Here is a 24,372-nt window from a genome sequence, read left to right as displayed (position 1 = left end):
TACCATAAGGGCTTTGTTGATATTGAGTTAACTTAAGTCCTGTATCTGTTAGTCTAAAGGACTCAGGATATACCTATAAGACTCCGAATTTTCACCAAAAGACTCGTTAATACGAGCCCTAACTTCATCAACTGAAATATCAGAGATGACTCCTTTTGTCTCAACCAATACATCCTTACCGAAGCCGTTTACCATGTACAAAGCGCGCAACCAAGCGGTGCTATCTGCATTGTCTGTAATGTCTTCCAATTTTATATAAAGTTGCTTTTTAGCCGACTGTAACTCCGATTCTGTAACTGATGCCCGCAACTCATTTATCACTTGGTCTACGGCCTTTTCTACCTTTGGTAAATCCTGCACCGCTACCTGAGACTCAATTACCCACTCAGTCACAGTTTGGTTAAAACCCGTATTTGGATAACTAGCCGGAGCATAATCTAGGCTAAGCTCTTGTCTGACATAACGGTTCAAACGATTTGCCAATATATGCTCTATCACCTGGTCAACGATATCAAGTCTAGGGTTTTGCGCTCTTGCCTGTTTATTGAGTGTTCTTAGTACAAACCCGGCCTTTTGTTCATTGTTGATAGCGAGGTTAATTCTTGCATCAGGTCGCGGATTGAAGTCAATCTGGTGTGAAGCTAGATTTGCTTCTTGTAACGGCAGTGTTGCTACATAGTGATTTATTGAATCCGCGATATCTGCAGATTTTATATCGGCAACAACCACCAATTTATTATTGCGCGACTGCCTGAACAAGTGTTCGAATGCTTGCTGAACTTGATCGACGGTTACCTTATTAAAATCTTGCGCATAAATTGGGAAATACGTACTACTCGAAGCATAAGTGTTGGTTGCCATGGCATCGTACCACTGTCCAAGTGGAGATTTAAGATAAGTGAGCGCCTGATCCGCAGACTCTCGTTTAATCACTTCAATTTGCTTAGGATCAAACTTGGGATATGCAATGAATGTATATAAATACTGAAGTGCTTGAGCAAGATTATGGCGAGGAACACTAAGCGAGAAACCATGCTCTGTGCTATTAATAAAGGCCTGCATTTCAATAGCATTTTTACGCGTAAAGGCTTTCATTTGTGAACCGTCAAAGTTACCGATACCACTTCGAGAAATTACAGGCAACAATATCGCAGCCCCTGGCAATAAGTCTCTATCTAATGAGGTTAAACCTCCCTCAGACATATAAACAAGATTAACAAAATCGCCCTTCACATCCTTATCTAACAGGACTTCTACACCATTGTCTAATGTCCAAAGCTCTTCACCATTGTCAAATACCACTGAGTTAGGCAGTGGTTGAGAAGACTTCACCTCAGCTAATCCATTAACATCAAAATTAATCTGGTTATTTACAACTCCTGTCATTCGATACATGCTTTTCCACTCTGGCAACGCTTGCTCAATATGCTCGATGGACTCACTAGCTCCGATACCAACGAACATCCCATAAGAAGAAGATAGCATATTGTTTAAGTGCTGATTGACTGTATTGATATCTGCACTTTGAATTACATAGTCAAGACTGCTCTTATAACCATCGAGTGATTGTGCTGGTTGGCTCGTCATTCGCTCATAATTTTTTTCAGCAACAAAATTCTCTGGAGAAATGACCTCCCAATGGTCATCGGCATTTGCTTGATAATTTCGAAAACGAGCAAGCACCGAATCTAATTCTGACTGACTGACACCATGATCTCTTAAAGAGGCTAATGTTCTCAAAAATAGCGGCTGTACAAGGTTTCTATCATGCTCGGTAAATGCAATTCCGACCTCATAAGCACTAAGATTCTCTATAGGATAAACATATGAAGAAATGGTGTGTAGTGGCAATGTTTGCTGGTCGTACACCGTCCCCAGTCGTATGGTTATGAGCTCTGCTACGATAGCGTCAAGGTCACTTTTTAAAACTTGTTCTTGGTTTACTACTAAACTGCTACCTCGGTCAAACCTTAAACCGACTTGAGCAGGTTCCCCTTCAGCGACCCTAGCGATAAAGTCGTCTTGTTTTGCTTTGAGAGGTGGTAATTTAGGGGCTTGCTCTGAGTTAGTCGCTACCCAATCAGAAAACAACTTTTCAACCGCAGCTTTGGCTTCAGATCGTTCAATATTGCCCGCTATAATCAGTTCAACGTTTTGAGGCTGATACCACTTGTTATAGAAAGCTTTTAGCGAATCAGACGTAGCAGCCTGAATCGTTTCTGATGTTCCACCGGGCGATCTTTGAGCCTGAACACTTCCTTTTATCAGAAAGTCATAGTATTTCTTGCTAAAAGGCTGATGCTCAGGGCTTCGATACCTATTTTCTGACAGTAGAATACTTTTTTCTTGTTCTACTTCTTTGGTGGAAAAAGTGACTCGGCTTGCCACATCTCTAAGCCAAAGCATCGACGTATCGAATGACTCTCTATTTGGGAGGTTAATCTTATATGCGGTCTGATGGTACCCCGTATACGCATTAACACCATGGTTGCTTTTTGCATCCGTAATACCAAGCAGTCGCTCAATTTCTGTGGAGGTAAAGTTTTCACTTCCCTCAAAGGCAAGGTGCTCAACATAATGAGCATACCCTAACTGATTAGGCTCTTCTGCTCCCGAGCCAACTCGGACCAACAGTTGCATAGATACCTTATTAGTATCCATGGGGTAAAGGTGGTACTTCATACCGTTATCTAAAGTTCCAGATGACCAATTAGCATTAGGTTCAATAGGAGGAGATTGAGACGGAGTATTCTGAGCACATCCGACAAGCAGTAGCCAACATAGGGCAAAAGTTTTTTTCATTATGATACTTCTTTGTTTTTTTATTCACATGAAATATACCGTCAGTAATATCAATGTCCAGAGTAAATAACTGGGATAAATGTAACAAAAATAAATCTCACCTAAAGGCCAACAAATCATTAATAAATTCAATACTTTGAATTTGTGGACAGTGACAGCTAAATTGAGTAATGCACCATAGATGTGCTTCAATATAACTAATAAGTGAGTAGAAACATGACGTCTATTAAAAACAAAGTTGGCTTGACCTCTTTACTAAAAACAAGTGCTGCTATCACTCTTTGTGGCGCTCTTATTGCCTGCGCTGGCAACCCTTACGTCCGAAATGCAGAGCGTAATGATGTAATTACACTTGGGGACTCTATCTTCGACCTTTCTGGTGAGCTTCAGCAGTTTCTTGAAGGGCCTGATATGGCCAATACTACATTTCGTGATTACACATTAAGTGGCGCCAAACTTACCGGGGGTATTGTCTCAAAACCAGTAGTAGAGCAATATCGAGATGCACAAACCGACGACCCTAATATCAATATTATTGTCATGGATGGTGGAGGCAATGATATTTTGTTACCTGCAATGATATTTGACCCCTACGAATGCAAAACCACTTGGTATCGCCCTGAGCTTAGTGAGAAGTGCACAAGTTTGGTCGATGACGTCTATGTTGATACTGTTAGCCTACTCAATCAAATGAAACAGAATGAGGTTCAACAAGTCATTTATTTAGGCTACTACTATACCACTGGAGAAAAAACAGACCTCCATCAAGCCATCGATTATGGTGACGAGCGACTTGCCGATGCATGCAACAACACAACGGTATCGTGTCAGTTTATCGACCCCAGATCTGCCATCAACTCAAATGATGTACTCGCTGACAATATCCATCCAAATACGTCTGGATCTCAAAAGCTAGCTCAGCTTATCTGGCCATATCTAGAAACGGTACTGTAAACCAAATCCTGCATCTAACTCATGGGTATCATGGGTTAGGTGCATGCAACCACAAGGAAACGCTAATGAGTAAATGGGTATGGGTCTACACTATTTGTGCCTTCACTGGTTTGGGCGTTTGGTTTCTTCCCTTATTGATGCCAAGCTCTACGGATTCTATGGCCGAAGAAGTCATTATTCCATCTATCGACTTTCAGCAAAAAAATGGGTCTCCAACACTTCATGTTGATAACCATGAACTGGTTAAAGAGCTGGCTCAAAAGTTGCGCCTAGAATTAGGCGAAAGCATCCAACATGTAGAAATACAAATAGGGCTTGAAGATTTTCGCCAATATCTGCGCGAACAATATCAGGATAATACTGATAGCCTGTTCAATTCTGTCATCAAAAAAGCCTTCCCTACATACGCTGATGCTATTTTTGCCAATCTCTTACGTATGGAAGAATACGAAAATTGGCTGCTTGCAGAAATGAAGACACTTTTAGGCATGTCTTTCGAGCAAAAACAAGTGGCTATTTGGGCAAAACGCCGTGAGCTTTTTGCTTCGGATGCCGATATTATTTGGTCTGCAGAGCTAGCTGAACGTGAACAGAGAATGGCAGATACACAAAAGTCCATCGAACTCTTAAATCATGCCTATGATATGGAGATCAATCAGCGCTTATATGCGCTCAAAGCAACGATCGAAACTAATTTCTCTGAGCAGGTTGGAGGAAACATCTTAAGCCCAGCCATGTTAGCCAGTACATTCTTCAGTCTTGATTCTGTACAACAAGACTTAGAAAAAATGTCGCCTTATGAACGGTCACAGCAGCTTGCAAATATACGCAGAGATCTCGGATTTACCGAACGACAAGTAGAAAAAGCGGCGCTAAAAGATGAAAAAAACGAGCATAGGTGGCAAGTGGGTTATCAGTATATGGGTGAAAGGCAAGCACTCCTAGATAGTCTGACAGGGGAAGAGCTCGACACTGAACTCAATCGTTTAAGAATTAGCTATTTTGGTGACGAAGCGTCGACACTTGAAAAAGAAGAGCAGCAAGGGTTTTACCGATTCAAACGCCCAAGGGTTTACGGCAGAAACTAGATCTTTTCTGCCGCAGCAGCCTATCGCTTAATAAGGCTTTAGCTTTTCTCCTCGCACAGTAACACGGTGCAGTCGACGTAAATTATCGCCATAATCAGTCACCGCAAAATGCTGGGTAGATACATTGTCCCATATTGCCACAGAGCCGGGCTGCCAAGAAAATCGAACCTGAAATTCTGGCAGTCTTGCACGCTGATAAAGCTTATTTAGTAAGACTTCACTTTCCTCATTCGAGAGGCCATCAACCTCACGGGTGAATTGCTCGTTAACATAGACCGTTGGGTTGCCCGTTTCTGGGTGGCGAACAATAAGAGGATGTGTGACAGGTGGATACTGAGTCGATATTTTCGCCACACGACTCTGTCCATCTTCGGTTACTGAGTCATAGCGGCTTCCTTCAAACGCATGCAAGGCATGAGTCGCCGTTAAACGTCTAAGTGCATTTTGCTCATTCAGCGTTAAACTCAACCATACTGCTTCCATTGATGTCCAGATAGTGTCACCACCTGTCTCTGGACATAACTTTGCATGCAAAATAGAACAGCGACAGGGTATCGATTGCCAGGTCAAATCAGTATGCCAATAGCTTTTACTTGGAGGACTACCTGGTGAAGTTTCAATCACCACAACTTGTTCTTGCTCTTCCAAGTGAGGAAAAAATGGATGCACCGGCTCAAGTTGACCAAATCGCTTAGCAAAAGACAGATGCTGCTCTGGTGTCATGCTTTGGTTATGGAAAAATAGTACCTTGTGATCAAGATAAGCTTGATAAAGCATATCAAACTCGCCATCATTTAGGTCAGCAAGTTCAACACCTTCCACCAAAGCACCGATGTGGGGTGATAATGGGGTTATATTCACATTACTTCCTTATTTACTATTATTCTCAACTAGACCCTGCCAAAGCATTATTTATTGCAATACATCTATCCATTATTGGTTCGTGATGAAATGGCTGAAGACTCCAACAGACTAGCGAAATACTTGTTCAAGTAAAGCTTCTCACTTGTATGAACAAAGCGATATCGTTTGCGTTCTAAGCTATAACCATTACTTACACTTAGAAGGCTTGATGGCTCTTTCATTGTAAGCCCATATTCCATACAATCGAAGAGTATTATTTAGTCTAATGATCAGCGGAGCACTAATGAGCGACATCAAACACAGCAAGCTTCTTATTCTTGGTTCAGGCCCTGCGGGTTACACAGCAGCTGTATACGCTGCAAGAGCAAATCTAAACCCTGTGCTTGTGACTGGTATGCAACAAGGCGGTCAGCTTACAACGACAACAGAAGTCGAAAACTGGCCAGGCGATCCAGAAGGGCTAACAGGACCAGCACTGATGGAGCGAATGAAAGAACACGCTGAGCGCTTCGAAACAGAGATTATTTTTGACCACATTAATCAAGTAGACTTCAGCCAACGCCCTTTTAGATTAAAAGGAGACGGTGGTGAATACAGTTGCGATGCGCTTATTATCTCTACTGGAGCTTCAGCAAAATATCTCGGCCTAGAGTCTGAAGAAGCATTTAAGGGGCGAGGCGTATCTGCCTGTGCAACCTGTGATGGGTTTTTCTATCGCAACCAGAAAGTGGCCGTTGTCGGTGGCGGTAATACTGCAGTGGAAGAAGCTCTCTATCTTTCAAACATTGCTTCTGAAGTGCACCTAATCCACAGACGAGACAGCTTTAGAGCTGAAAAAATTCTTATTCGTCGATTAATGGACAAGGTAGAGAATGGCAATATTGTTCTTCATACCGACAGAGTGCTAGAAGAAGTGGTCGGTGATGATATGGGCGTCACAGGGGTTCGCATCAAAGACACCAAGTCTAATCAGGTTGAAGAGCTTGATGTAATGGGAGCCTTTATCGCTATCGGACATCAGCCAAACACCAATATTTTTCAAGGCCAGCTTGAAATGAAAGATGGTTACATCATTGTTCAATCTGGACTCAATGGCAACGCCACTCAAACCAGTATTCCGGGTGTGTTCGCCGCTGGGGATGTAATGGATCACACTTATCGTCAAGCCATAACGTCGGCCGGAACAGGATGCATGGCGGCACTCGATGCTGAGCGATATTTAGATGCACTTGCAGAAGGTAAATAATATTTTTCACTTTTGAGTCAAAACCTGAAAGCCTTATGGTATGACCATGAGGCTTTCTTTTGTATAATCCCCCACTTAGAGTCATCAAAAATAATTATCATTAAGCCTCATAATGGACAAAAATAAACAGCGCAGCTTGAACAAATGGCTCAAGCAGCAGAGTAAACTAGCAAAACGCTGGCTCATGGCTGCTGTTGGTCTAGGTATTCTTTCAAGCCTATTTTTACTGGCTCAAGCCGCTTTATTGGCGACTATCCTCCAGCAATTGATCATTGATCAGGTTCCAAAGCAGCAACTCATTCCACTCTTTTTCGCACTTTGTGGTGTAATAGGTATTCGAGCTTTATGCTCTTGGGGCCGAGAGCTTGCTGGCTATCGCAGCGGTGAACAAGTTCGTCTCTATATTAGACAGTTGATCCTCGATAAACTGCGAGAGCTAGGTCCAGCGTATATCAAAGGTAAACCTGCCGGAGCATGGGCAACGCTATTACTGGAACAGGTAGAAGATATGCATGACTTCTTCGCTCGTTACCTACCCCAAATGTCGCTCGCTGTTATCGTTCCGATAGTGATTCTAGTCGTGGTTTTCCCTGTCAATTGGGTCGCAGGTTTAATCTTTTTGATCACAGCACCACTGGTGCCACTATTTATGGCTCTAGTCGGTATGAAGGCCGCCGATGCAAATCGTAAAAACTTTAAAGCGCTGCAACGTTTGTCAGGTCATTTTTATGACCGGTTACAATCAATGACCACCATCCGATTGTTTGATCGAACTCAGGCCGAAACAGAAGTAATGCGAGGCGCCTCCGAAGTATTTCGTTCTCGTACTATGGATGTTTTGAAAATCGCATTTCTGTCTTCTGCCATCCTCGAGTTTTTCACATCAATTTCTATCGCCCTCACTGCTGTCTACTTTGGCTTTGCCTTTATTGGGGAAATCAATATTGGCGACTATGGGTTAGGCGTCACTCTCATGGCAGGATTATTCATATTGATCCTAGCACCTGAGTTTTATCAGCCATTGCGGGATTTGGGCACTTTCTATCACGCAAAACAACAAGCGGTTGGAGCCGCCGATAGCATAGTCGAATTTTTAGAGATAGAAGCAACCAGCGTACGTTCAGGTGATAGTAAGTTAAGTGTCACGGATGGCGTAACCATTAGTGCCAACAACTTAGAAGTCTTTTCGCCGCAAGGACAAAAGCTACTTGGCCCGATAAGCTTTGAGATAAAATCAAACCAGCACACCGCTTTAGTTGGCCCAAGCGGTGCGGGAAAGACAAGTTTGGTCAATGCTATATTAGGGTTTCTACCCTATGAGGGGTCGTTGACGATTAACGGGGTGGAAAGAACACAACTGGATCTCGCTGATTGGCGGGATAAGATCAGTTGGGTGGGTCAAAACCCTCTACTAGTCCATGGCACTATTCGCGAAAATATTACATTAGGCAAAAATGATGTCAGCGAAGACGATATTCAGAATGCATTAAAAGAATCTTACGCATCGGAATTTGTTGAACAACATGGCCTCGACTACCCAATTTCAGACCGTTCAGGCGGCCTATCCGTAGGACAAGCGCAACGTATTGCTCTGGCGAGGGCCATGATGCAAAACGGCGAGTTTTGGCTGCTTGATGAACCAACTGCAAGTTTAGATGCTCGCAGCGAAAGATTAGTGATGAAAGGCTTATCCAATCAAATTGAAGGCAAAACCTCATTAATGGTGACTCATCAGCTTCAACCACTAAAAAACGTCTCTCAAATCTTAGTTATGGAAAATGGTTTAATCGTCCAACAAGATAGTTTCAGCGTACTTAGTAATCAAGAAGGCCTATTCAAGCAGATGCTTGTGGCTAATCAAGCGCTTTGTGACACCAATAAGGGGAATCTAGATGCGTGATTTAGTGCCCTACCTAAAGCTTTATAAGAAACATTGGTTCGGTTTGTCGCTCGGTATGCTACTGGCATTACTGACACTACTTGCTTCCATTGGTTTGCTGACTCTCTCTGGGTGGTTTTTGTCTGCAGCAGCCGTTGCAGGGTTAACCATCGCGCGCGAAACCTTCAATTATATGTTACCCGGCGCTTTTGTTCGTGGCTTCGCTATGGGCCGTACAGCAGGACGCTGGGGAGAGCGAGTCGTCAGTCACAACGCTACCTTCAAACTGCTGACTGACTTACGTATCTTTTTCTTCTCTAAGCTCGCTCCTTTGATCCCAGGGAAAGTTTCTAACCTAAGAGATGCCGATATACTCAATCGCCTCGTTGCTGATATCAATGCAATGGATCATGTGTATCTCAGGCTGATAAGTCCTATGATTGTAGGCTCACTGGGCATATTGGGGCTTACTGCACTTATCAGTTGGTTTGATGCCAAACTCGGTCTAATACTTGGCGCCATTTTGATTAGCCTACTCTTGATTTGGCCTGTTTTGTTCTACAAACTCGGCAAACGAAATGGACATGAGCTTACCAACAACAAAGCAGCTTTACGTATAGCCACCTTGGATTGGTTGCAAGGTTACAGTGAGCTTACTCTTTTTGGTGCAGAAGAGCGTTACCGAAATGCTATCTATACCATTCAAGAGCGCTTGCTAAATAATCAGCGTTTCAACGCCCATTTCACTGGTATTGCTCAAGCATTACTCATCCTCGCCAATGGTTGGACGATTGCCCTTATGCTGTGGCTTGCCGCCGATGGTGTCGGCGGTCAGCTACCTAACCCAATGATTGCACTCGTTGTCTTTGCCACTATGGCAAGTGTAGAAATTCTCATGCCCATTGCAGGCGCGTTCCAACACCTTGGACAAACCATCACTTCAGCTCGTCGGCTCAATGAGATTGTCCTGTCGACTCCTGAGGTAGAGTTCCCATGCAAACCGACACAAAACGCATCATCATATTCGATAGAGTACAACAATGTTTGTTTCCAATACCCGGACAGCGGAGTCAATATTCTCGATGATGTAAACCTTGCTATACCGGCAGGGCAAAAAGTCGCCATCGTAGGTCAAACAGGTTCAGGTAAGTCAACACTATTACAGTTACTCAATCGATTCTGGGATGTTCAAACAGGCAGTATACAAATCGCAGGACAACCTATTACTAACTGGAGTGAAAGCCAGCTTCGCAACACTATTTCAGTGGTAAGTCAAAGAGTGGACATACTCAATGGCACCCTGCGTGATAACCTACTTATGGCATCACCTGGTGCGACCGACCAGCAATTGCAGGATACCTTATCAAAGGTCGGCCTATCCAAGCTTATCAATGAGCAAGGATTAGATAGTTGGCTTGGAGATGGTGGAAGACAGCTATCTGGCGGAGAAAAGCGCCGAGTTGGCATTGCTCGTGCGCTATTGCATGATGGCCCTATTTTGCTTCTTGACGAACCGACAGAAGGCCTAGATAAGCAAACCGAACACCAAATTATGCAGTTGCTCAATCAACACTTTAAAAATAAAACGGTCGTGTTTATTACTCACAGATTGGTTGACCTCGACAAGATGGATGCAATTTGCCTGATTGAGCAAGGCAGAATCGTTGAATACGGAGCCCATAAAAAACTAATGTCAGACAAAGGCCGCTATTTTGAGCTAAACCAAACACTTTAACAGTAATGATTGGGAGTTTTACAAAATGGAACTAGACATTTATCAGGTTGACTCATTTACAAGCGAAACTTTTAAAGGAAACCCATCTGGTGTGTGCATAACGCAAAAACCACTGAGCGAAGATCTTATGCTTTCTATTGCTAAAGAAATGGCAGTATCAGAAACGGCTTTTCTTTCAATGGAAGAGATGAATCTAAGGTGGTTCACACCAGAAGTAGAAGTAAAGCTATGTGGACACGGCACACTAGCGGTTGCCCACATATTGAAACAACAAGGCAAACTCACAACCGGACATGAGGCTACCTTTCATACGTTATCAGGTGAGCTAACAGTTAATGCTTTGCACCATGGCTACGAACTCGACTTTCCCTCTCCGACACTGGCATACAACGCAGAGTTATCCGACAAAAAAAGAATGGCCCTTGGGTTATCAGAGCAGCAGATCGTTTCAGTATGCGACTTCGAAAATAAACAGCTGATTGAAGTCATTGATGAAAATGCGGTTGTGAACCTCACTCCTGACTTTTCATCCCTTGTAACTGAGGCTGGACGCGGCATCATAGTGACCTCACATGTGAGCAATCAAAACTACGAGATTGTTTCTAGGTATTTCGCTCCTTGGGTCGGTGTCAATGAAGATCCGGTGACAGGATCAGCTCATTGCGCACTGTCTGCGTATTGGTCAGAGAAACTCGATAAAGACAAACTTACCGCTCATCAAGCATCAGTAAGAGGTGGTTACGTCCATATGCAACAGTTGAAAAATGACCGAGTAAAGCTTACAGGACAAGCCGTTACCTCGCTTAAAGGCACTTTATTTGTCTAAATAGAATATTAAAAAAGCAGCCTACGCTGCTTTTTTAATGTATATGATTTAGCGCTGTTTATTGCGAGCTCCCTGCTCTCCTGCGCTTCTTCGAGTCTTTCTTCGAGCGGGGTTATTACTGCGACCACCACTGTTTACTCGCTCTTCATGGCGTTTTACCGCACGGCGGATCTTCTGGCTTCGAGAGCGCTCACGTTTACGTGACGTATTGGCTTTGTTTTCGTCCAATAATGTCTCTTTCTCTGGCCGTAGTTCTACAAGCTCACGCAAGTAGTTTACCTCTTTAAGATCAAGCTCCATCCATCCACCACGAGGAAGCTTTTTATCAAGGAAAATATCACCGTAGCGAACACGCTTTAAGCGGCTAACTGTACAATCCTGAGATTCCCACAAACGACGTACTTCTCGATTGCGCCCTTCATTGATGACAACATAAAAGGTGTGATTCATTCCATCACCACCCGCATAAACCACATCTTCAAAACGTGCGATGCCATCATCCAGCTCTACGCCACTTACAAGGTTACGGACTTTCTTCTCATCAACGTCACCAAATACGCGAACCAAATATTCACGTTCGACTTGACGACTGGGGTGCATCAATCGGTTTGCTAATTCACCGTCAGTAGTGAACAGAAGTAACCCAGATGTATTCGCATCTAAGCGACCCACAGAAATCCAACGAGAACCACGAATCTTCGGCAGACGGTCAAAAACAGTGCGACGGCCTTCTGGGTCATGACGAGTACAAAGCTCTCCCTCAGGCTTATAGTAAGCGAGTACACGACAAATCACTTCTTCCTGCGCTTTGGCAGAAACAATATGTCCATCGATACGAACGACAGCATTTTCATCTTCTAGTCGCTCACCAAGTTTAGCGACGACTCCATTCACACTCACGCGACCTGCTTTGATTAAAGCTTCGAGTTCGCGTCGTGAACCATGACCTGCTCTCGCGAGTATTTTCTGTAATTTCTCGTTCATTCATCTACCTATGTGTCGTCTTCTCAGACGTCGATTCTACATTGCGACCTAAAATCGCGGCCGCGTATTATCGCAAAATCCTGTAAGGAACGCATGCTTTATTTTTACTTTTGATAGCTAACATATTAGAACATGTTACCTTTTACACTAAGCTCTTGTGTACAAGGGGACGGCACAAGAGCATTAAGGTATCTAACATTACTCGAATGCAGATGGATCGCCGGAACCCACGCGAGCAATGACGGGTTCATCTTCACTAAAATCGACAACCGTCGTCGGCTGCTCACCTAAATAACCACCATTTAAAATGCAGTCAACAGCATGTTCAAGTTTGTCTCTAATCTCTTCTGGGTCAGATTCGGTAATGTCATTGCCAGGCAATATCAGTGATGTAGACATTAATGGCTCACCTAAGGCTTCAAGCAAATCAAGGGCGATTCGATTATCTGGCACACGAATGCCTATGGTTTTACGTTTACTGTTCATCAAACGTCTAGGTACTTCCTTGGTCCCCTTAAAAATAAACGTATAAGGACCAGGAGTATTATTTTTTAACAGACGAAAAGCACCATTATCTACACGCGCATAAATAGAGATCTCAGATAAGTCACGGCATAACAAAGTGAAGTTATGCTTTTCATCCAATTTGCGGATCTTGCAGATCCTTTCCAACGCTTGTTTGTTCTCTAATTGACAGCCAAGCGCATATCCCGAGTCAGTGGGATAAATAACAACACCACCATTACGAATGATGGCCACAGCCTGATTAATCAAGCGAGCCTGAGGGTTTTCTGGGTGCACATAAAAAAACTGGCTCATTATAATTCCTCATCACTGAGTCTCTCGACTCTATAATTTTTATTAATGCTATGGTCATACGACCGAGTAAATTTACAGTCGGACATGAAGTCAATCTATGACTTCATACTTTGGCTTGGAAAGTCTAGCTACTTATTGGCAGATTGGCATATCTTTCCATACTGGTTCGACACCCGATGGTAGCCACAGATTTCTGCCCAGCTCTGTCCAAGGTGAAGGATAATGAAAATCGCTCCCCTGAGAAGCCAATAGATTGTATTGTATCGCATAATCTGCCAGATTACGCCTTTCTTGTTGCCCTTGCTGTGGCAGAGCAACTTCCATAGCATCTCCTCCAGCGTCAGCAAAAGCGCCAATTAATCTTTTGAGCCACTTAGCGGTCAAGTTGTAACGTCCTGGATGGGCAAGCACTGCGAGTCCCCCAGCTTGGTGTATCGCATCGACAGCCTCGCTGATAGAGCACCAATTCGGCGGCACATAACCTGGGTTATTACGGGTTAGGTATTTTTTAAATACTTGCTGCATTGTTTTGGCATAGCCGTTATCAACTAGCCATTTCGCAAAATGAGCACGGGTAATCGACGCCTCTCCAGCAATAGCCTTAACCTCTTCATACACCCTATCGTTTGTGGCCTTAGCCAAACGCTCAGCTATTAACTCTGCGCGAACTTGACGATGCTGCTTCTGTTTGTCGATCAATTCGCTCAGTTGCTTAGACTCAGGGTCAATATCAAGACCAACAATATGAATATCTTTATTTTGCCATACCGTCGATATTTCTATCCCATTGATAATGGTGATGGGTAACTGATTTGTGTCCACATAGTGATGCGCATGTTTCAGGCCATCCACTGTGTCATGATCCGTTATGGCCAATACATTAATATCGAAGTCGATTGCTCTGTCTATTAGTTCGCTTACTGATAGCCGTCCATCTGAGGCAGTCGTATGGCTATGTAAATCAATTTTCATAAACTTACTTTTTTAGTTGACTTTTTACGCATGAGCTAGTTTACTAGTACACAAATACAAAGTGTGTCATTTAAGGCTTACCATGTTACAAGAGTTTAACCCAAACCAAAAAGTGAATCTTGCAAAGAAAGGACAATTTGATCTTTCTGCAAACCTTTCTTGGTGGCGTACTTGGGTTCGTGCTAAGTGGGCTGATACGTACTTGTGATTTACTAAATAAATAGTATCAAGCCCGCTTTTAAAGCGGGCTTTTTGTTTTGTCGAATATACTGCAGTTAACTGGTTAGACAACAACCAATTCGGTCAAATTCAACATTGGGTGAACCTTTTGTTTGTGCGACTATGTGAAGCGGGAAGAAGAAATGAACAATATGAAAGGAGGTCTTGTGAACAAGGCCATTGAGATCAAAAAGCTGGGTGACTTAGAGGTCATTCATGCAAACGCACCCTACACACTAGACCCAATTCGTCTGTTCCACACTCTGTGTGAGAACAAAACCGATAGCTTATTACTTGAGTCCGCAGAAATTGACTCTAAACAGAACTTAAAAAGCTGGTTAATTGTCGATTCAGCGGTCCGTATTGTCTGTTTTGGCCATACTGTCACCATGCAGACGCTGACCAATAACGGTCGTTCATTACTGGCGCATTTAACCCAGAATATCCACACTAATATCACTCATGTCTTTGATGGTGAGAAACTCACCATAAAATTTGAAGAGCCATGCAACACGCTCGATGAAGATTCTCGATTACGTGAAGCTTCCTCCTTCGATGCGCTTCGTCTGATACAGCATAGTTTCGACATCAGCGAACAAGATAAAAATGCAGTCTTTCTTGGTGGCTTGTTTGCCTATGATTTGGTCGCAAACTTCGAGCCCCTTGGTGAAGCTTCAAGCGAAAATCGATGCCCAGACTACGTATTCTACGTCGCAGAAACCCTAATTGTGGTCGACCATCAGCACCAATCGTGTGATATACAGACAAGCTTATTTGCAGGATGTACCGAAAAAGACGAGCTAGAAGCACGTATACAAGATATCCAACAACAGTGTGCGGACCTAAAACCATTACCCATCGCCGATAAACACAGTAATGTTTCCCCTCAACCCAGTGTTAGTGATCAAGATTTTTGCCAAATTGTTCGCGATCTCAAGCAATATGTGGTTAAAGGTGATATTTTTCAGGTTGTTCCATCTCGCCGTTTTACCTTGCCTTGTCCATCCCCTCTTATTGCCTACAAAGAGTTAAAACAAAGCAACCCCAGCCCATATATGTTCTACATGCAAGATGAGCTATTCACTTTGTTTGGTGCATCGCCTGAAAGTGCCCTTAAGTACGAAACTGACACTAACCAAGTTGAAATTTACCCGATTGCAGGCACACGAAAAAGAGGCAAAAAGCCAGATGGCCAAATTGATTTTGACCTAGATAGCCGCATCGAACTCGAACTGCGTAGCGACAAAAAAGAAAATGCCGAACATATGATGTTGGTTGATTTGGCGCGAAACGATGTTGCCCGTATATCGAAAGCGGGTTCACGCCATGTGGCAGACTTATTAAAGGTGGATAGATATAGCCACGTAATGCATTTAGTCTCTCGCGTTGTAGGTCAACTACGCGATGACTTAGATGCACTGCATGCTTATCAAGCTTGTATGAACATGGGCACTCTGACTGGCGCGCCCAAAATTCGTGCTATGCAGCTTATTCGCGACGTAGAACAATCTCGCCGTGGTAGTTATGGTGGTGCGGTAGGTTATCTCACAGGTGAAGGCACATTAGACACTTGTATCGTTATCCGCTCTGCTTATGTTGAAGATGGAATAGCACACGTTCAAGCAGGTGCTGGAGTCGTATTTGATTCTGACCCTCAAGCAGAAGCCGACGAAACTCGCAGTAAGGCACAAGCCGTGATTTCTGCTATTCAAGCAGCACATATGGAGCACTAAGCAGATGGCTAATATAGTATTTATTGATAACTTTGATTCATTCACCTACAACCTAGTTGATCAGTTCCGCTTTCTAGGCCACGACGTCACCATTTACCGCAATAGCCTGTCTGCTTCAACCATTGAGGCTGCGGTAGAAAAACTTGATAACCCTGTTTTGCTCCTCTCTCCTGGACCCGGAGCGCCATCAGAAGCAGGCTCAATGCCAGAAGTGATCAATAACCTCAAAGGTAAAGTGCCTATGATAGGAATTTGCCTTGGTCATCAAGCGATTGTTGAGGCATATGGCGGTCAGGTCGATGGGGCTGGTGATATTGTCCATGGTAAAGTGTCTATGATGAACCACCAGCATCATGCCATCTATAAGAATTTACCTTCACCCATCGCAATCGCGCGCTATCACTCCCTTGTCGCAACCGATGTGCCAAAATCATTAACAGTTACCGCAGAAGTTGACGGCCTCGTCATGTCTGTGGTGCAAGAACAAGATAAAGTCTGTGGATTTCAATTCCACCCCGAATCAATAATGACCACACAAGGTGCCACCTTGCTCGCTAATGCCATTGAATGGGCATTAGAAAACTCACAAACACACGCATTGCAGCAATAAGGAAAGAGACATGGATAATATAATTAATAAACTCTACCAACAGAACTCTCTGACCCAAGAAGAAAGCAAGCAGCTGTTTGATGTGATTATTCGCGGCGAACTGGACCCGATTTTGATGGCTTCGGCACTCACCGCGCTAAAAATCAAAGGCGAGACACCTGATGAAATTGCTGGCGCAGCAACGGCATTGCTTGATAATGCAAACCCATTTCCTCGCCCCGACTATGATTTTGCAGATATTGTCGGCACGGGTGGCGATGGTCATAATACTATTAACATCTCAACCACAGCAGCCTTTGTTGCAGCGGCTTGCGGCCTAAAAGTTGCCAAACATGGCAACCGCAGTGTTTCGAGTAAATCCGGCTCTTCGGATTTGTTGGACTCGTTTGGTATTGATCTTGCGATGAGTGCTGAAACCAGCCGCTCTGCCATGGATGAGTTGGGCGTAGCTTTTCTCTTCGCCCCCCAATATCACAGTGGGGTTCGCCATGCGATGCCCGTCCGCCAAACAATGAAAACGCGAACTATATTCAATATTCTTGGCCCACTTATTAACCCCGCACGACCAAGTATTGAGCTTATGGGCGTATACAGTGAAGATTTAGTTAGACCGATTGCTGAAACCATGCTCAAGATGGGCATGAAACGAGCGGCTGTAGTACATGGTAGTGGCCTTGATGAAGTTGCGATTCATGGTCAAACCACTGTAGCAGAAATCAAAGATGGGCAAATTATCGAGTACACTCTACTCCCAGAAGATTTTGGTCTCGCCACGCATCAGTTAGACGCGATAAAAGGCGGAGCACCCGAGGAAAACAAAGCCATCATCACGAATATTCTTACGGGTAAAGGAACAGATGCTCAAATCGGAGCGGTCGCAGTTAATGTTGCTCTACTGATGCGTCTTTTTGGTCATGACAATCTCAAACAAAATACCAAGCAAGCTATTGATATCATGAATTCAGGTAAAGCGTTTGAACTCGTGAAACAGTTATCAGCCTATTAACAAGTACTCTAGGATAAGGTAAAAATCCATGACTCAGACACAAGATAAACTTTCTGAACATATCTCCGTTAAAGAAGCTCAAATGGCGGAAGTATTGGCAAAAATTGTCCGTGATAAATACCTGTGGCTAGAAGAAAACAAATCGTCTTTACCTCTTTCTGAGTTTAAAGAGGCGCTCACGCCATCTGATCGCAACTTTTATCAAGCCGTGAGCGGTGAGAAAACCGCATTCATTACTGAATGTAAAAAGGCTTCGCCTTCCAAAGGACTAATTAGAGAAGACTTCGACCTTAATTACATAGCCTCTGTTTACAATAAGCATGCAGACGCTATTTCAGTACTGACTGACGAAAAGTATTTCCAAGGCAGTTTTGATTTTCTGCCACAAGTAAGAAGTCAAGTATCACAACCTGTATTGTGTAAAGATTTCATCATCGATGCTTATCAGATCTACCTTGCGCGCCATTACTCAGCCGATGCTATTCTGCTTATGTTGTCAGTACTTAACGATGAGGAATATAAAGCACTCGCCGCCGTCGCCCACTGTCTCAATATGGGCATTCTCACTGAAGTCAGCAATGAAGAAGAACTTCAGCGAGCCGTCGAGCTTAATGCAAAAGTGATTGGCATTAATAATCGCAACTTACGCGATCTGACAACCGATCTTAACCGCACCAAAGAGTTGGCACCCAAAATCCGAGAGCTAGCACCACAAGCAACCATTATTTCGGAATCTGGCATCTACACACATCAACAAGTACGTGACTTGGCCAAGTTTGCCGATGGTTTTCTTATCGGTAGCTCACTAATGGCTGAAGATAATCTTGAATTAGCAGTGCGCAAAGTGACACTCGGTGAAAATAAGGTGTGTGGTTTAACCAATCCAGATGATGCAGCCAAAGCTTACCAAGCCGGCGCTGTCTTTGGCGGGTTAATTTTTGTTGCTAAGTCTAAGCGCTGTGTTGAGCTTGAAACTGCGCGCCAGACAATGTCTGGAGCCCCTTTGCAGTATGTGGGTGTATTCCAAAACCACACAGTTGAAACAGTCGCAGAAACCGCCAATCAACTGGGGTTAAGTGCGGTTCAATTGCATGGCGATGAAGACCAAGACTATGTTGAAACCCTCAGTCATCAATTGAGTGAAGGTATTGAGATTTGGAAAGCATACGGCGTTACTGATGCCTTACCAAATATGCTTAACGCACCTGTCAATCGTCATTTACTTGATACTAAAGTAGGAGCGCAAACTGGAGGCACTGGCCTTGTCTTTGACTGGTCTCTGATTGAAAACACCCAACAAGTTATGCTGGCAGGTGGTATTTCACCTTTTAACGCTCAAAAAGCCGCTGAACAAGGCTGCTTAGGTTTAGATCTAAACTCAGGCGTTGAAGTCTCTCCCGGTAAAAAAGATGGCGAGAAATTGCAGCAAGCATTCCAAGCGATTCGTAACTACTGAGTCGCTAATAAGAATTGAAAAAATAACGATTGTGCTGGAGTTTAAACGACGCCAGCCAAGATTAAAGGAATAGAATCATGGCAAAACTTGATGCCTATTTTGGCGAATATGGTGGTCAATATGTCCCCCAGATCCTTGTCCCTGCATTAGAGCAGCTTGAGCAAGCCTTCATCGATGCCCAAGACGATCCCAACTTTCGTAGTGAGTTTATGGGCCTACTACAAGAGTATGCAGGTCGCCCTACCGCTTTGACCCTAACACGCAATTTAACAAAAGGGACAAACACTAAACTTTACTTAAAGCGTGAAGATCTTCTCCATGGCGGCGCACACAAAACCAACCAAGTACTTGGTCAAGCCTTGCTTGCTAAGCGTATGGGCAAGAACGAGATCATAGCTGAAACCGGAGCGGGCCAACATGGCGTAGCCACTGCCCTAGCCTGCGCTTTATTGGGCCTGAAATGCCGAGTGTACATGGGCGCTAAAGACGTAGAACGTCAAAGCCCTAATGTGTTTCGAATGAAGTTGATGGGAGCAGAAGTGATCCCCGTTCACTCAGGCTCAGCGACGCTAAAAGATGCGTGTAACGAGGCCCTTCGCGATTGGTCAGCAACCTATGAGCAAGCCCATTACCTACTGGGCACAGCAGCAGGACCGCACCCATTCCCGACCATAGTACGCGATTTTCAGCGCATGATTGGCGAAGAGACCAAAAACCAAATTTTGGCTCGTGAAGGTCGCCTGCCAGACGCCGTGATTGCTTGTGTGGGCGGAGGCTCGAATGCCATTGGTATGTTTGCAGACTTTATCGAGGAAGAAGATGTTCGCCTGATTGGGGTTGAGCCTGCTGGTAAAGGCATTGATACCGACCAACATGGCGCGCCACTAAAGCACGGCAAAACGGGCATCTTCTTTGGTATGAAAGCGCCACTGATGCAAGACAGCAATGGCCAAGTCGAAGAGTCTTATTCTGTTTCTGCTGGCTTAGACTTCCCATCTGTCGGGCCGCAGCACGCGCATTTAAATGCGATTGGTCGCGCCGAGTATGACAATGTTACCGATGATGAAGCCTTAGAGGCATTTCAAGAGTTGGCTCGCAGTGAAGGTATCATCCCTGCTCTTGAGTCTTCTCACGCTCTTGCTCATGCCCTTCGTATGGCTCGTGAGAACCCAGAGAAAGAACAGTTATTGGTTGTTAACCTATCAGGACGCGGCGATAAAGATATCTTCACCGTACATGCCATCTTAGAAGAAAAAGGAGTGATCTAATGAGCCGTTACCAATCAATGTTTGCACGCTTAAACGAGCAAAACCAAGGCGCATTTGTTCCTTTTGTTACGGTTTGCGACCCTAACCCAGCTCAGTCGTTAAAAATAATGGAAACGCTGGTCGAAGCGGGAGCAGATGCACTTGAGCTCGGTATTCCTTTTTCCGATCCTTTGGCTGATGGTCCTACCATTCAAGGAGCGAATATTCGTGCACTTGAATCTGGCGCGACTCCAGAGATCTGCTTTGACCTGATCGGAGAAATTCGTGCAAAGTACCCAGATTTACCGATCGGACTGCTCATGTACGCAAACCTAGTGTTTGCACGTGGTATTGATAACTTTTATCAGCGCTGCGCAGATGCAGGCATAGATTCTGTATTGATCGCCGATGTACCAACAAACGAAAGCGCCGAATTTGTAGAAGCTGCAACCAAACATGGCATTGAGCCTATTTTTATTGCACCGCCTACAGCCTCTGACGACACCTTAAAATCAGTGGCAGAATTAGGCAGCGGATACACCTACTTGCTCTCTCGCGCTGGGGTGACAGGGGCTGAAACAAAAGCCAATATGCCAGTCAGTGATTTGCTCGACAGGCTCAATCAATACGATGCCCCACCCGCTCTACTCGGCTTTGGTATCTCAACTCCAGAGCAAGTAAAACAAGCTATTGATGCAGGCGCAGCAGGCGCGATTTCAGGCTCAGCAGTGGTTAAAATCATAGAAACACACACAGAAGCCCCAGAAGAAATGCTGGTGCAGCTATCTAAGTTTGTCTCACCGATGAAAGCAGCGACTCATAAATAATATTCCTGTAAGAAAGAGATTACGTACCCTAATAAAATGGCAGTGCTGATATAGCAGCACTGCCATTTTTAAATTAAAGATGCCCCATTCTGCGCTACGTGTCGAAGTTTGAACAAACATCATCGGGTAGATTTGATATAGAAAAACTAATGGGTAGCAAGAAGCAAGAAGCAAAACTTGACCCCATTACATTGACGGATTACTTTAAATTGAAGATTAGACAAACCTCAATCCTAGAAACTCACTCTACCACTTACCCAGAAATCAAGCTCATCTAAGCGGAGAGGAGCCGATAATCTAAGTTGATGTGATAATTAAATAAAGCTAACTAGACCAGCAGGGAATGCATGAAAATAATATCACTCTTTAACCACAAAGGTGGGGTAAGCAAGACCACTACAACTTTCAATTTGGGTTGGATGCTAGCCGAAAAAGGTTACAAAACCATGATTGTCGATGCGGATCCACAATGTAACCTAACAGCGTTAGTTATGAACTATGACAATGTTTCAGATGCTCAAGAGTTTTATACCAATAATCCTCGTTGCACTTTAGCTGAAGGACTAGAACCTGTCATGAAAGGTAGACCAGAAGGCTTGTCCCTTGGGATGCCTATACAAACAATTAACGATAAGTTATACATGTACTGTGGCAGCTTAGCGTTATCTGAATATGAAACTCAAATGAGTGTAGCTCTTACTACGAGTACTGCCATTCCAGCTATAAGAAATATTCCAGGTAGTGCTAATGAACTTCTGCGCAGAATGGGCGAAGAACATGAATTGGATTACATACTAATAGATATGAGCCCTAGTGTGGGTGCATTAAATATGTGCTTATTGATGTCTAGTGACTACTTCATTGTACCAACTTCACCAGACTTTTTCTGCTCTCAAGCAATTGATTCTTTATCAAGAATTCTGCCTGATTGGGATACCAAAGCCCGTGCGTTTAGGGATTCGAGCCTAGATATGAAATTCCCTGATTCCCCGCCTAAATTTATTGGATTTATATCCCAGAGATATCGACCTCGTGACGGAGCTCCTGCAAAATCTTTTCAGCAATGGATAGATACGATCAAGAGAGACGTTCAAACAAAGTTAATTCCAGCGCTAAGCCCATGCGGTATGGCTATTAGCATTGAGGATTTTGAATCTTCAGTATCTAGTTGTGAGCCATACAATCTATCAAACATTGCCGACTTTAACTCTCTAATAGCTCAATCTCAAAAACACAATGTTCCTGTATTTGCCTTATCAGATCGGCAGATTGAACAAACTGGTACAATACTGAACAAGATGAAAGAGAACAGAGAAAGCTTTCGAAACGTTTTTAGTATACTAGCCGATAGCGTAGTAGAGTTAACGGAAAAGTAGTAAAAAGGAATAATGCTTTCAGTTAAGTTCTGAGAGCACTCTAGTCTTACATTAATTGATAAGTCTATAAACGCTAAGAGATGGCGTCGTGTGGGGATGAAAACACAGCTAAAAATTAGCTATTGACGCCATAGTCGTTTGTTAGGTATTTTTCACAGCGTCAGCCACTTTCTCTGCTATTTCTCTAATCGTGAATATAGTCGAGTTCAACGCTACCTTATCGACTAAAGATGGGCTTAGCTTCATACGTTATACAGCATTGATTTCAGAGTATTGGAGGTAAAGGTGTATTTACATGATGGGATAAAAAATCCATTAAATGACTTTGACTTTTTTGCAGATAGTGAAAAAGCGCAGGAGGATAGGTTCATATGGATGAGAAAAAATTTGCAAGCACATTTTTTTAAACTGTGCTCTTGTGCAATAAATGTTATTCAAGTTCAACATGATTATTTTGATGACCGAAAAGCCAACTCCTCTTTAGATAAAAATATGTTCACAGTTAATTCAGTAGAGTATTTTTTTATAAAGGTAAATACAATATTTGAGCTGTGCTATCAAATGTACGACTATGTGGATGAAAGAAATGAGAAAAAGAAGAAGTTTAAACGTCTAAATGAGGATTTTGAAGGATATATAAACGATACTGGATCTGATATTAATTTGGTTTGGTACCAAGAAATAAATGATATTAGAAATCATATAATACATAGTGGATATGGAATAAAAACCTTCGAAGAAGAGTCCAGATTTTTGTTTCAAGCTTATGCGGATGGTATACGAGAAAAGGTTCTACCAAAACGCGAATATTCAAAAAATGGCAGCGCTTTAGTTTATATTGATTGTTATATGGAATTTCACATAAAAATAGTACATTGGTATATAGAAGAGTTTTTTAAATTTGTTTTACATCTTATTGGTTCAAGAGTTGACGAGTCTAAACTTAGTTCATTTGAGAAAGAATTAAAAAATTCTGGGAGTTGTGCTTTGTGGAGCGTTTCAGGTATTGATGCCCTGAAGCGTTTAAATGCTGCCTCTGCTGCATAACAAGAATTTAAGGTATCAAGATACTTTTACTAATCAGATAGAAACGATTTTGCGTAATTCCCTAAATCGTTTTTGTCCAAAAGTAAGTTTCAAACTTTCTTTGGATGGAAGCAATAATTGAGTTTAAGTTTCGATCTTTGTTGTCCAACGACACCAGTGTTAACTCCAGTTCAAACTGTCCGTTTTCATACTAGAAAATGATCACAATTTATTGTCTTTTATTCTGTATTTCGTGAGTAACGAAGCGGAAAATGATCAAACTTTACAGTTCTAATGGTCGAATATAGTTTTTAATGACATATTTTTTAACAATCCATATTGTCTGCTGACAGTTTGAGTGAGAGGAATAATGCATCATTATAAATGGCAGAGCTCATATCGACACGCTGCCATTTCTAACTCTAAAATAACCAAAAAACTACCTTTCATCAATATACAAGCGAGTATTGAATTAACTCTCTTTCCCCGATAATGTGTTCATGAATTTCTTATTAATCTATTGATAGTTATATCTATATTTAGATTGTGTCAGTTAATTATTTAGCTTGGGAATAAGTATGAAAATAAATATTGTGGGGGCAGGTCGTGTTGGTCAAACACTTGGAAAACTTCTTGTCGATACTAGAGTCTGAGGAATCCCCTGATAATTTAGATAAAAATCATCAAGTTAAGGTAGATGCAC

At 43.1% G+C, this 24,372-nt stretch carries 21 protein-coding genes and 1 other annotated feature; of the genes, 16 read left to right on the top strand and 5 right to left on the bottom strand.

Going from position 1 to position 24,372, the window contains the following annotated elements; all coding sequences use genetic code 11:
- Nucleotides 1–48: 48 nt before the first annotated feature.
- Complete coding sequence (locus tag AAFM34_RS12985) at nt 49–2,802, bottom strand: insulinase family protein (protein ID WP_341663466.1); 2,754 nt, start codon at nt 2,800–2,802, stop codon at nt 49–51.
- 216 nt (nt 2,803–3,018) lie between these two features.
- Between AAFM34_RS12985 and AAFM34_RS12980 the strand changes: the two genes are divergently transcribed.
- Both AAFM34_RS12980 and AAFM34_RS12975 read left to right on the top strand, forming a co-directional pair.
- Entirely contained in the window at nt 3,019–3,756 is a 738-nt protein-coding gene (locus tag AAFM34_RS12980) for an SGNH/GDSL hydrolase family protein (RefSeq protein ID WP_341663464.1), read from the top strand.
- A 65-nt stretch (nt 3,757–3,821) separates the two neighbouring features.
- Entirely contained in the window at nt 3,822–4,844 is a 1,023-nt protein-coding gene (locus tag AAFM34_RS12975) for a hypothetical protein (protein WP_341663462.1), read from the top strand.
- Between the two features lie 27 nt (nt 4,845–4,871).
- Here AAFM34_RS12975 and AAFM34_RS12970 read toward each other — a convergent pair whose 3' ends face one another.
- Complete coding sequence (locus AAFM34_RS12970) at nt 4,872–5,705, bottom strand: TauD/TfdA family dioxygenase (RefSeq protein WP_341663460.1); 834 nt, start codon at nt 5,703–5,705, stop codon at nt 4,872–4,874.
- A gap of 286 nt (nt 5,706–5,991) precedes the next feature.
- On the opposite strand from AAFM34_RS12970, the gene trxB reads away from it, so the two are divergent.
- From trxB to AAFM34_RS12950, 4 genes are all read left to right on the top strand, one after another.
- On the top strand, nt 5,992–6,954 hold the full coding sequence (gene trxB, locus AAFM34_RS12965; protein ID WP_341663458.1) for a thioredoxin-disulfide reductase: 963 nt from the start codon (nt 5,992–5,994) through the stop codon (nt 6,952–6,954).
- Between the two features lie 112 nt (nt 6,955–7,066).
- A complete protein-coding gene (gene cydD, locus AAFM34_RS12960; protein ID WP_341663456.1) occupies nt 7,067–8,854 on the top strand; it encodes a cysteine/glutathione ABC transporter permease/ATP-binding protein CydD in 1,788 nt (595 codons plus the stop codon).
- A complete protein-coding gene (gene cydC, locus AAFM34_RS12955; RefSeq protein WP_341663454.1) occupies nt 8,847–10,568 on the top strand; it encodes a cysteine/glutathione ABC transporter ATP-binding protein/permease CydC in 1,722 nt (573 codons plus the stop codon). Before cydD ends, cydC begins: the two co-directional genes overlap by 8 nt.
- A gap of 25 nt (nt 10,569–10,593) precedes the next feature.
- Entirely contained in the window at nt 10,594–11,394 is an 801-nt protein-coding gene (locus tag AAFM34_RS12950; protein WP_341663452.1) for a PhzF family phenazine biosynthesis protein, read from the top strand.
- Nucleotides 11,395–11,442: 48 nt separating this feature from the next.
- Here AAFM34_RS12950 and rluB read toward each other — a convergent pair whose 3' ends face one another.
- From rluB to AAFM34_RS12935, 3 genes are all read right to left on the bottom strand, one after another.
- Nucleotides 11,443–12,378: a 23S rRNA pseudouridine(2605) synthase RluB gene (gene rluB, locus AAFM34_RS12945; RefSeq protein WP_341663450.1), complete on the bottom strand. Its 936-nt coding sequence runs from the start codon at nt 12,376–12,378 to the stop codon at nt 11,443–11,445.
- Between the two features lie 198 nt (nt 12,379–12,576).
- Nucleotides 12,577–13,197, bottom strand: a complete 621-nt coding sequence (locus AAFM34_RS12940; protein ID WP_341663449.1) for an L-threonylcarbamoyladenylate synthase — start codon at nt 13,195–13,197, stop codon at nt 12,577–12,579.
- A 132-nt stretch (nt 13,198–13,329) separates the two neighbouring features.
- Nucleotides 13,330–14,169 (bottom strand): PHP domain-containing protein, encoded by an 840-nt coding sequence (locus AAFM34_RS12935; protein WP_341663447.1) that lies wholly within the window; start codon nt 14,167–14,169, stop codon nt 13,330–13,332.
- Nucleotides 14,170–14,251: 82 nt separating this feature from the next.
- Here AAFM34_RS12935 and AAFM34_RS12930 point away from each other — a divergent pair, with 82 nt between their 5' ends.
- From AAFM34_RS12930 to AAFM34_RS12885, 10 genes are all read left to right on the top strand, one after another.
- Complete coding sequence (locus AAFM34_RS12930) at nt 14,252–14,377, top strand: Trp operon leader peptide (protein ID WP_341663445.1); 126 nt, start codon at nt 14,252–14,254, stop codon at nt 14,375–14,377.
- Nucleotides 14,324–14,426, top strand: a sequence feature (Trp leader region). (Overlaps the previous gene by 54 nt.)
- A gap of 129 nt (nt 14,427–14,555) precedes the next feature.
- Entirely contained in the window at nt 14,556–16,121 is a 1,566-nt protein-coding gene (locus AAFM34_RS12925; RefSeq protein WP_341663478.1) for an anthranilate synthase component 1, read from the top strand.
- A 4-nt stretch (nt 16,122–16,125) separates the two neighbouring features.
- Entirely contained in the window at nt 16,126–16,731 is a 606-nt protein-coding gene (locus AAFM34_RS12920) for an aminodeoxychorismate/anthranilate synthase component II (RefSeq protein ID WP_341663443.1), read from the top strand.
- A 10-nt stretch (nt 16,732–16,741) separates the two neighbouring features.
- A complete protein-coding gene (gene trpD / locus AAFM34_RS12915; protein WP_341663441.1) occupies nt 16,742–17,737 on the top strand; it encodes an anthranilate phosphoribosyltransferase in 996 nt (331 codons plus the stop codon).
- A gap of 28 nt (nt 17,738–17,765) precedes the next feature.
- Nucleotides 17,766–19,193 (top strand): bifunctional indole-3-glycerol-phosphate synthase TrpC/phosphoribosylanthranilate isomerase TrpF, encoded by a 1,428-nt coding sequence (trpCF, locus tag AAFM34_RS12910; RefSeq protein WP_341663439.1) that lies wholly within the window; start codon nt 17,766–17,768, stop codon nt 19,191–19,193.
- A 77-nt stretch (nt 19,194–19,270) separates the two neighbouring features.
- Nucleotides 19,271–20,461: a tryptophan synthase subunit beta gene (gene trpB / locus AAFM34_RS12905; RefSeq protein WP_341663437.1), complete on the top strand. Its 1,191-nt coding sequence runs from the start codon at nt 19,271–19,273 to the stop codon at nt 20,459–20,461.
- Complete coding sequence (trpA, locus tag AAFM34_RS12900; protein WP_341663435.1) at nt 20,461–21,267, top strand: tryptophan synthase subunit alpha; 807 nt, start codon at nt 20,461–20,463, stop codon at nt 21,265–21,267. The genes trpB and trpA overlap by 1 nt, the downstream gene beginning before the upstream one ends.
- 149 nt (nt 21,268–21,416) lie before the next feature.
- Nucleotides 21,417–21,545: a hypothetical protein gene (locus AAFM34_RS12895; RefSeq protein ID WP_341663481.1), complete on the top strand. Its 129-nt coding sequence runs from the start codon at nt 21,417–21,419 to the stop codon at nt 21,543–21,545.
- A 69-nt stretch (nt 21,546–21,614) separates the two neighbouring features.
- On the top strand, nt 21,615–22,643 hold the full coding sequence (locus AAFM34_RS12890) for an AAA family ATPase (RefSeq protein ID WP_341663433.1): 1,029 nt from the start codon (nt 21,615–21,617) through the stop codon (nt 22,641–22,643).
- Nucleotides 22,644–22,928: 285 nt separating this feature from the next.
- Complete coding sequence (locus AAFM34_RS12885) at nt 22,929–23,690, top strand: hypothetical protein (protein ID WP_341663431.1); 762 nt, start codon at nt 22,929–22,931, stop codon at nt 23,688–23,690.
- Nucleotides 23,691–24,372: the final 682 nt, after the last annotated feature.

The sequence above is a fragment of the Vibrio sp. genome (genome assembly GCF_038138445.1).
Lineage (GTDB): Bacteria > Pseudomonadota > Gammaproteobacteria > Enterobacterales > Vibrionaceae > Vibrio.
This window is presented reverse-complemented; position numbering and strand designations above follow the sequence as displayed.

What these genes read in the sequence shown, in the direction of transcription:
- AAFM34_RS12920 (WP_341663443.1), top strand. Translation starts at nt 16,126, where the DNA reads ATGGCTAATATAGTATTTATTGATAACTTTGATTCATTCACCTACAAC.
- trxB (WP_341663458.1), top strand. Translation starts at nt 5,992, where the DNA reads ATGAGCGACATCAAACACAGCAAGCTTCTTATTCTTGGTTCAGGCCCT.
- trpCF (WP_341663439.1), top strand. Translation starts at nt 17,766, where the DNA reads ATGACTCAGACACAAGATAAACTTTCTGAACATATCTCCGTTAAAGAA.
- trpD (WP_341663441.1), top strand. Translation starts at nt 16,742, where the DNA reads ATGGATAATATAATTAATAAACTCTACCAACAGAACTCTCTGACCCAA.
- trpA (WP_341663435.1), top strand. Translation starts at nt 20,461, where the DNA reads ATGAGCCGTTACCAATCAATGTTTGCACGCTTAAACGAGCAAAACCAA.
- trpB (WP_341663437.1), top strand. Translation starts at nt 19,271, where the DNA reads ATGGCAAAACTTGATGCCTATTTTGGCGAATATGGTGGTCAATATGTC.
- AAFM34_RS12935 (WP_341663447.1), bottom strand. Translation starts at nt 14,169, where the DNA reads ATGAAAATTGATTTACATAGCCATACGACTGCCTCAGATGGACGGCTA.
- cydC (WP_341663454.1), top strand. Translation starts at nt 8,847, where the DNA reads ATGCGTGATTTAGTGCCCTACCTAAAGCTTTATAAGAAACATTGGTTC.
- AAFM34_RS12890 (WP_341663433.1), top strand. Translation starts at nt 21,615, where the DNA reads ATGAAAATAATATCACTCTTTAACCACAAAGGTGGGGTAAGCAAGACC.
- AAFM34_RS12950 (WP_341663452.1), top strand. Translation starts at nt 10,594, where the DNA reads ATGGAACTAGACATTTATCAGGTTGACTCATTTACAAGCGAAACTTTT.
- AAFM34_RS12985 (WP_341663466.1), bottom strand. Translation starts at nt 2,802, where the DNA reads ATGAAAAAAACTTTTGCCCTATGTTGGCTACTGCTTGTCGGATGTGCT.
- rluB (WP_341663450.1), bottom strand. Translation starts at nt 12,378, where the DNA reads ATGAACGAGAAATTACAGAAAATACTCGCGAGAGCAGGTCATGGTTCA.
- AAFM34_RS12895 (WP_341663481.1), top strand. Translation starts at nt 21,417, where the DNA reads ATGGGTAGCAAGAAGCAAGAAGCAAAACTTGACCCCATTACATTGACG.
- cydD (WP_341663456.1), top strand. Translation starts at nt 7,067, where the DNA reads ATGGACAAAAATAAACAGCGCAGCTTGAACAAATGGCTCAAGCAGCAG.
- AAFM34_RS12980 (WP_341663464.1), top strand. Translation starts at nt 3,019, where the DNA reads ATGACGTCTATTAAAAACAAAGTTGGCTTGACCTCTTTACTAAAAACA.
- AAFM34_RS12930 (WP_341663445.1), top strand. Translation starts at nt 14,252, where the DNA reads ATGTTACAAGAGTTTAACCCAAACCAAAAAGTGAATCTTGCAAAGAAA.
- AAFM34_RS12940 (WP_341663449.1), bottom strand. Translation starts at nt 13,197, where the DNA reads ATGAGCCAGTTTTTTTATGTGCACCCAGAAAACCCTCAGGCTCGCTTG.
- AAFM34_RS12975 (WP_341663462.1), top strand. Translation starts at nt 3,822, where the DNA reads ATGAGTAAATGGGTATGGGTCTACACTATTTGTGCCTTCACTGGTTTG.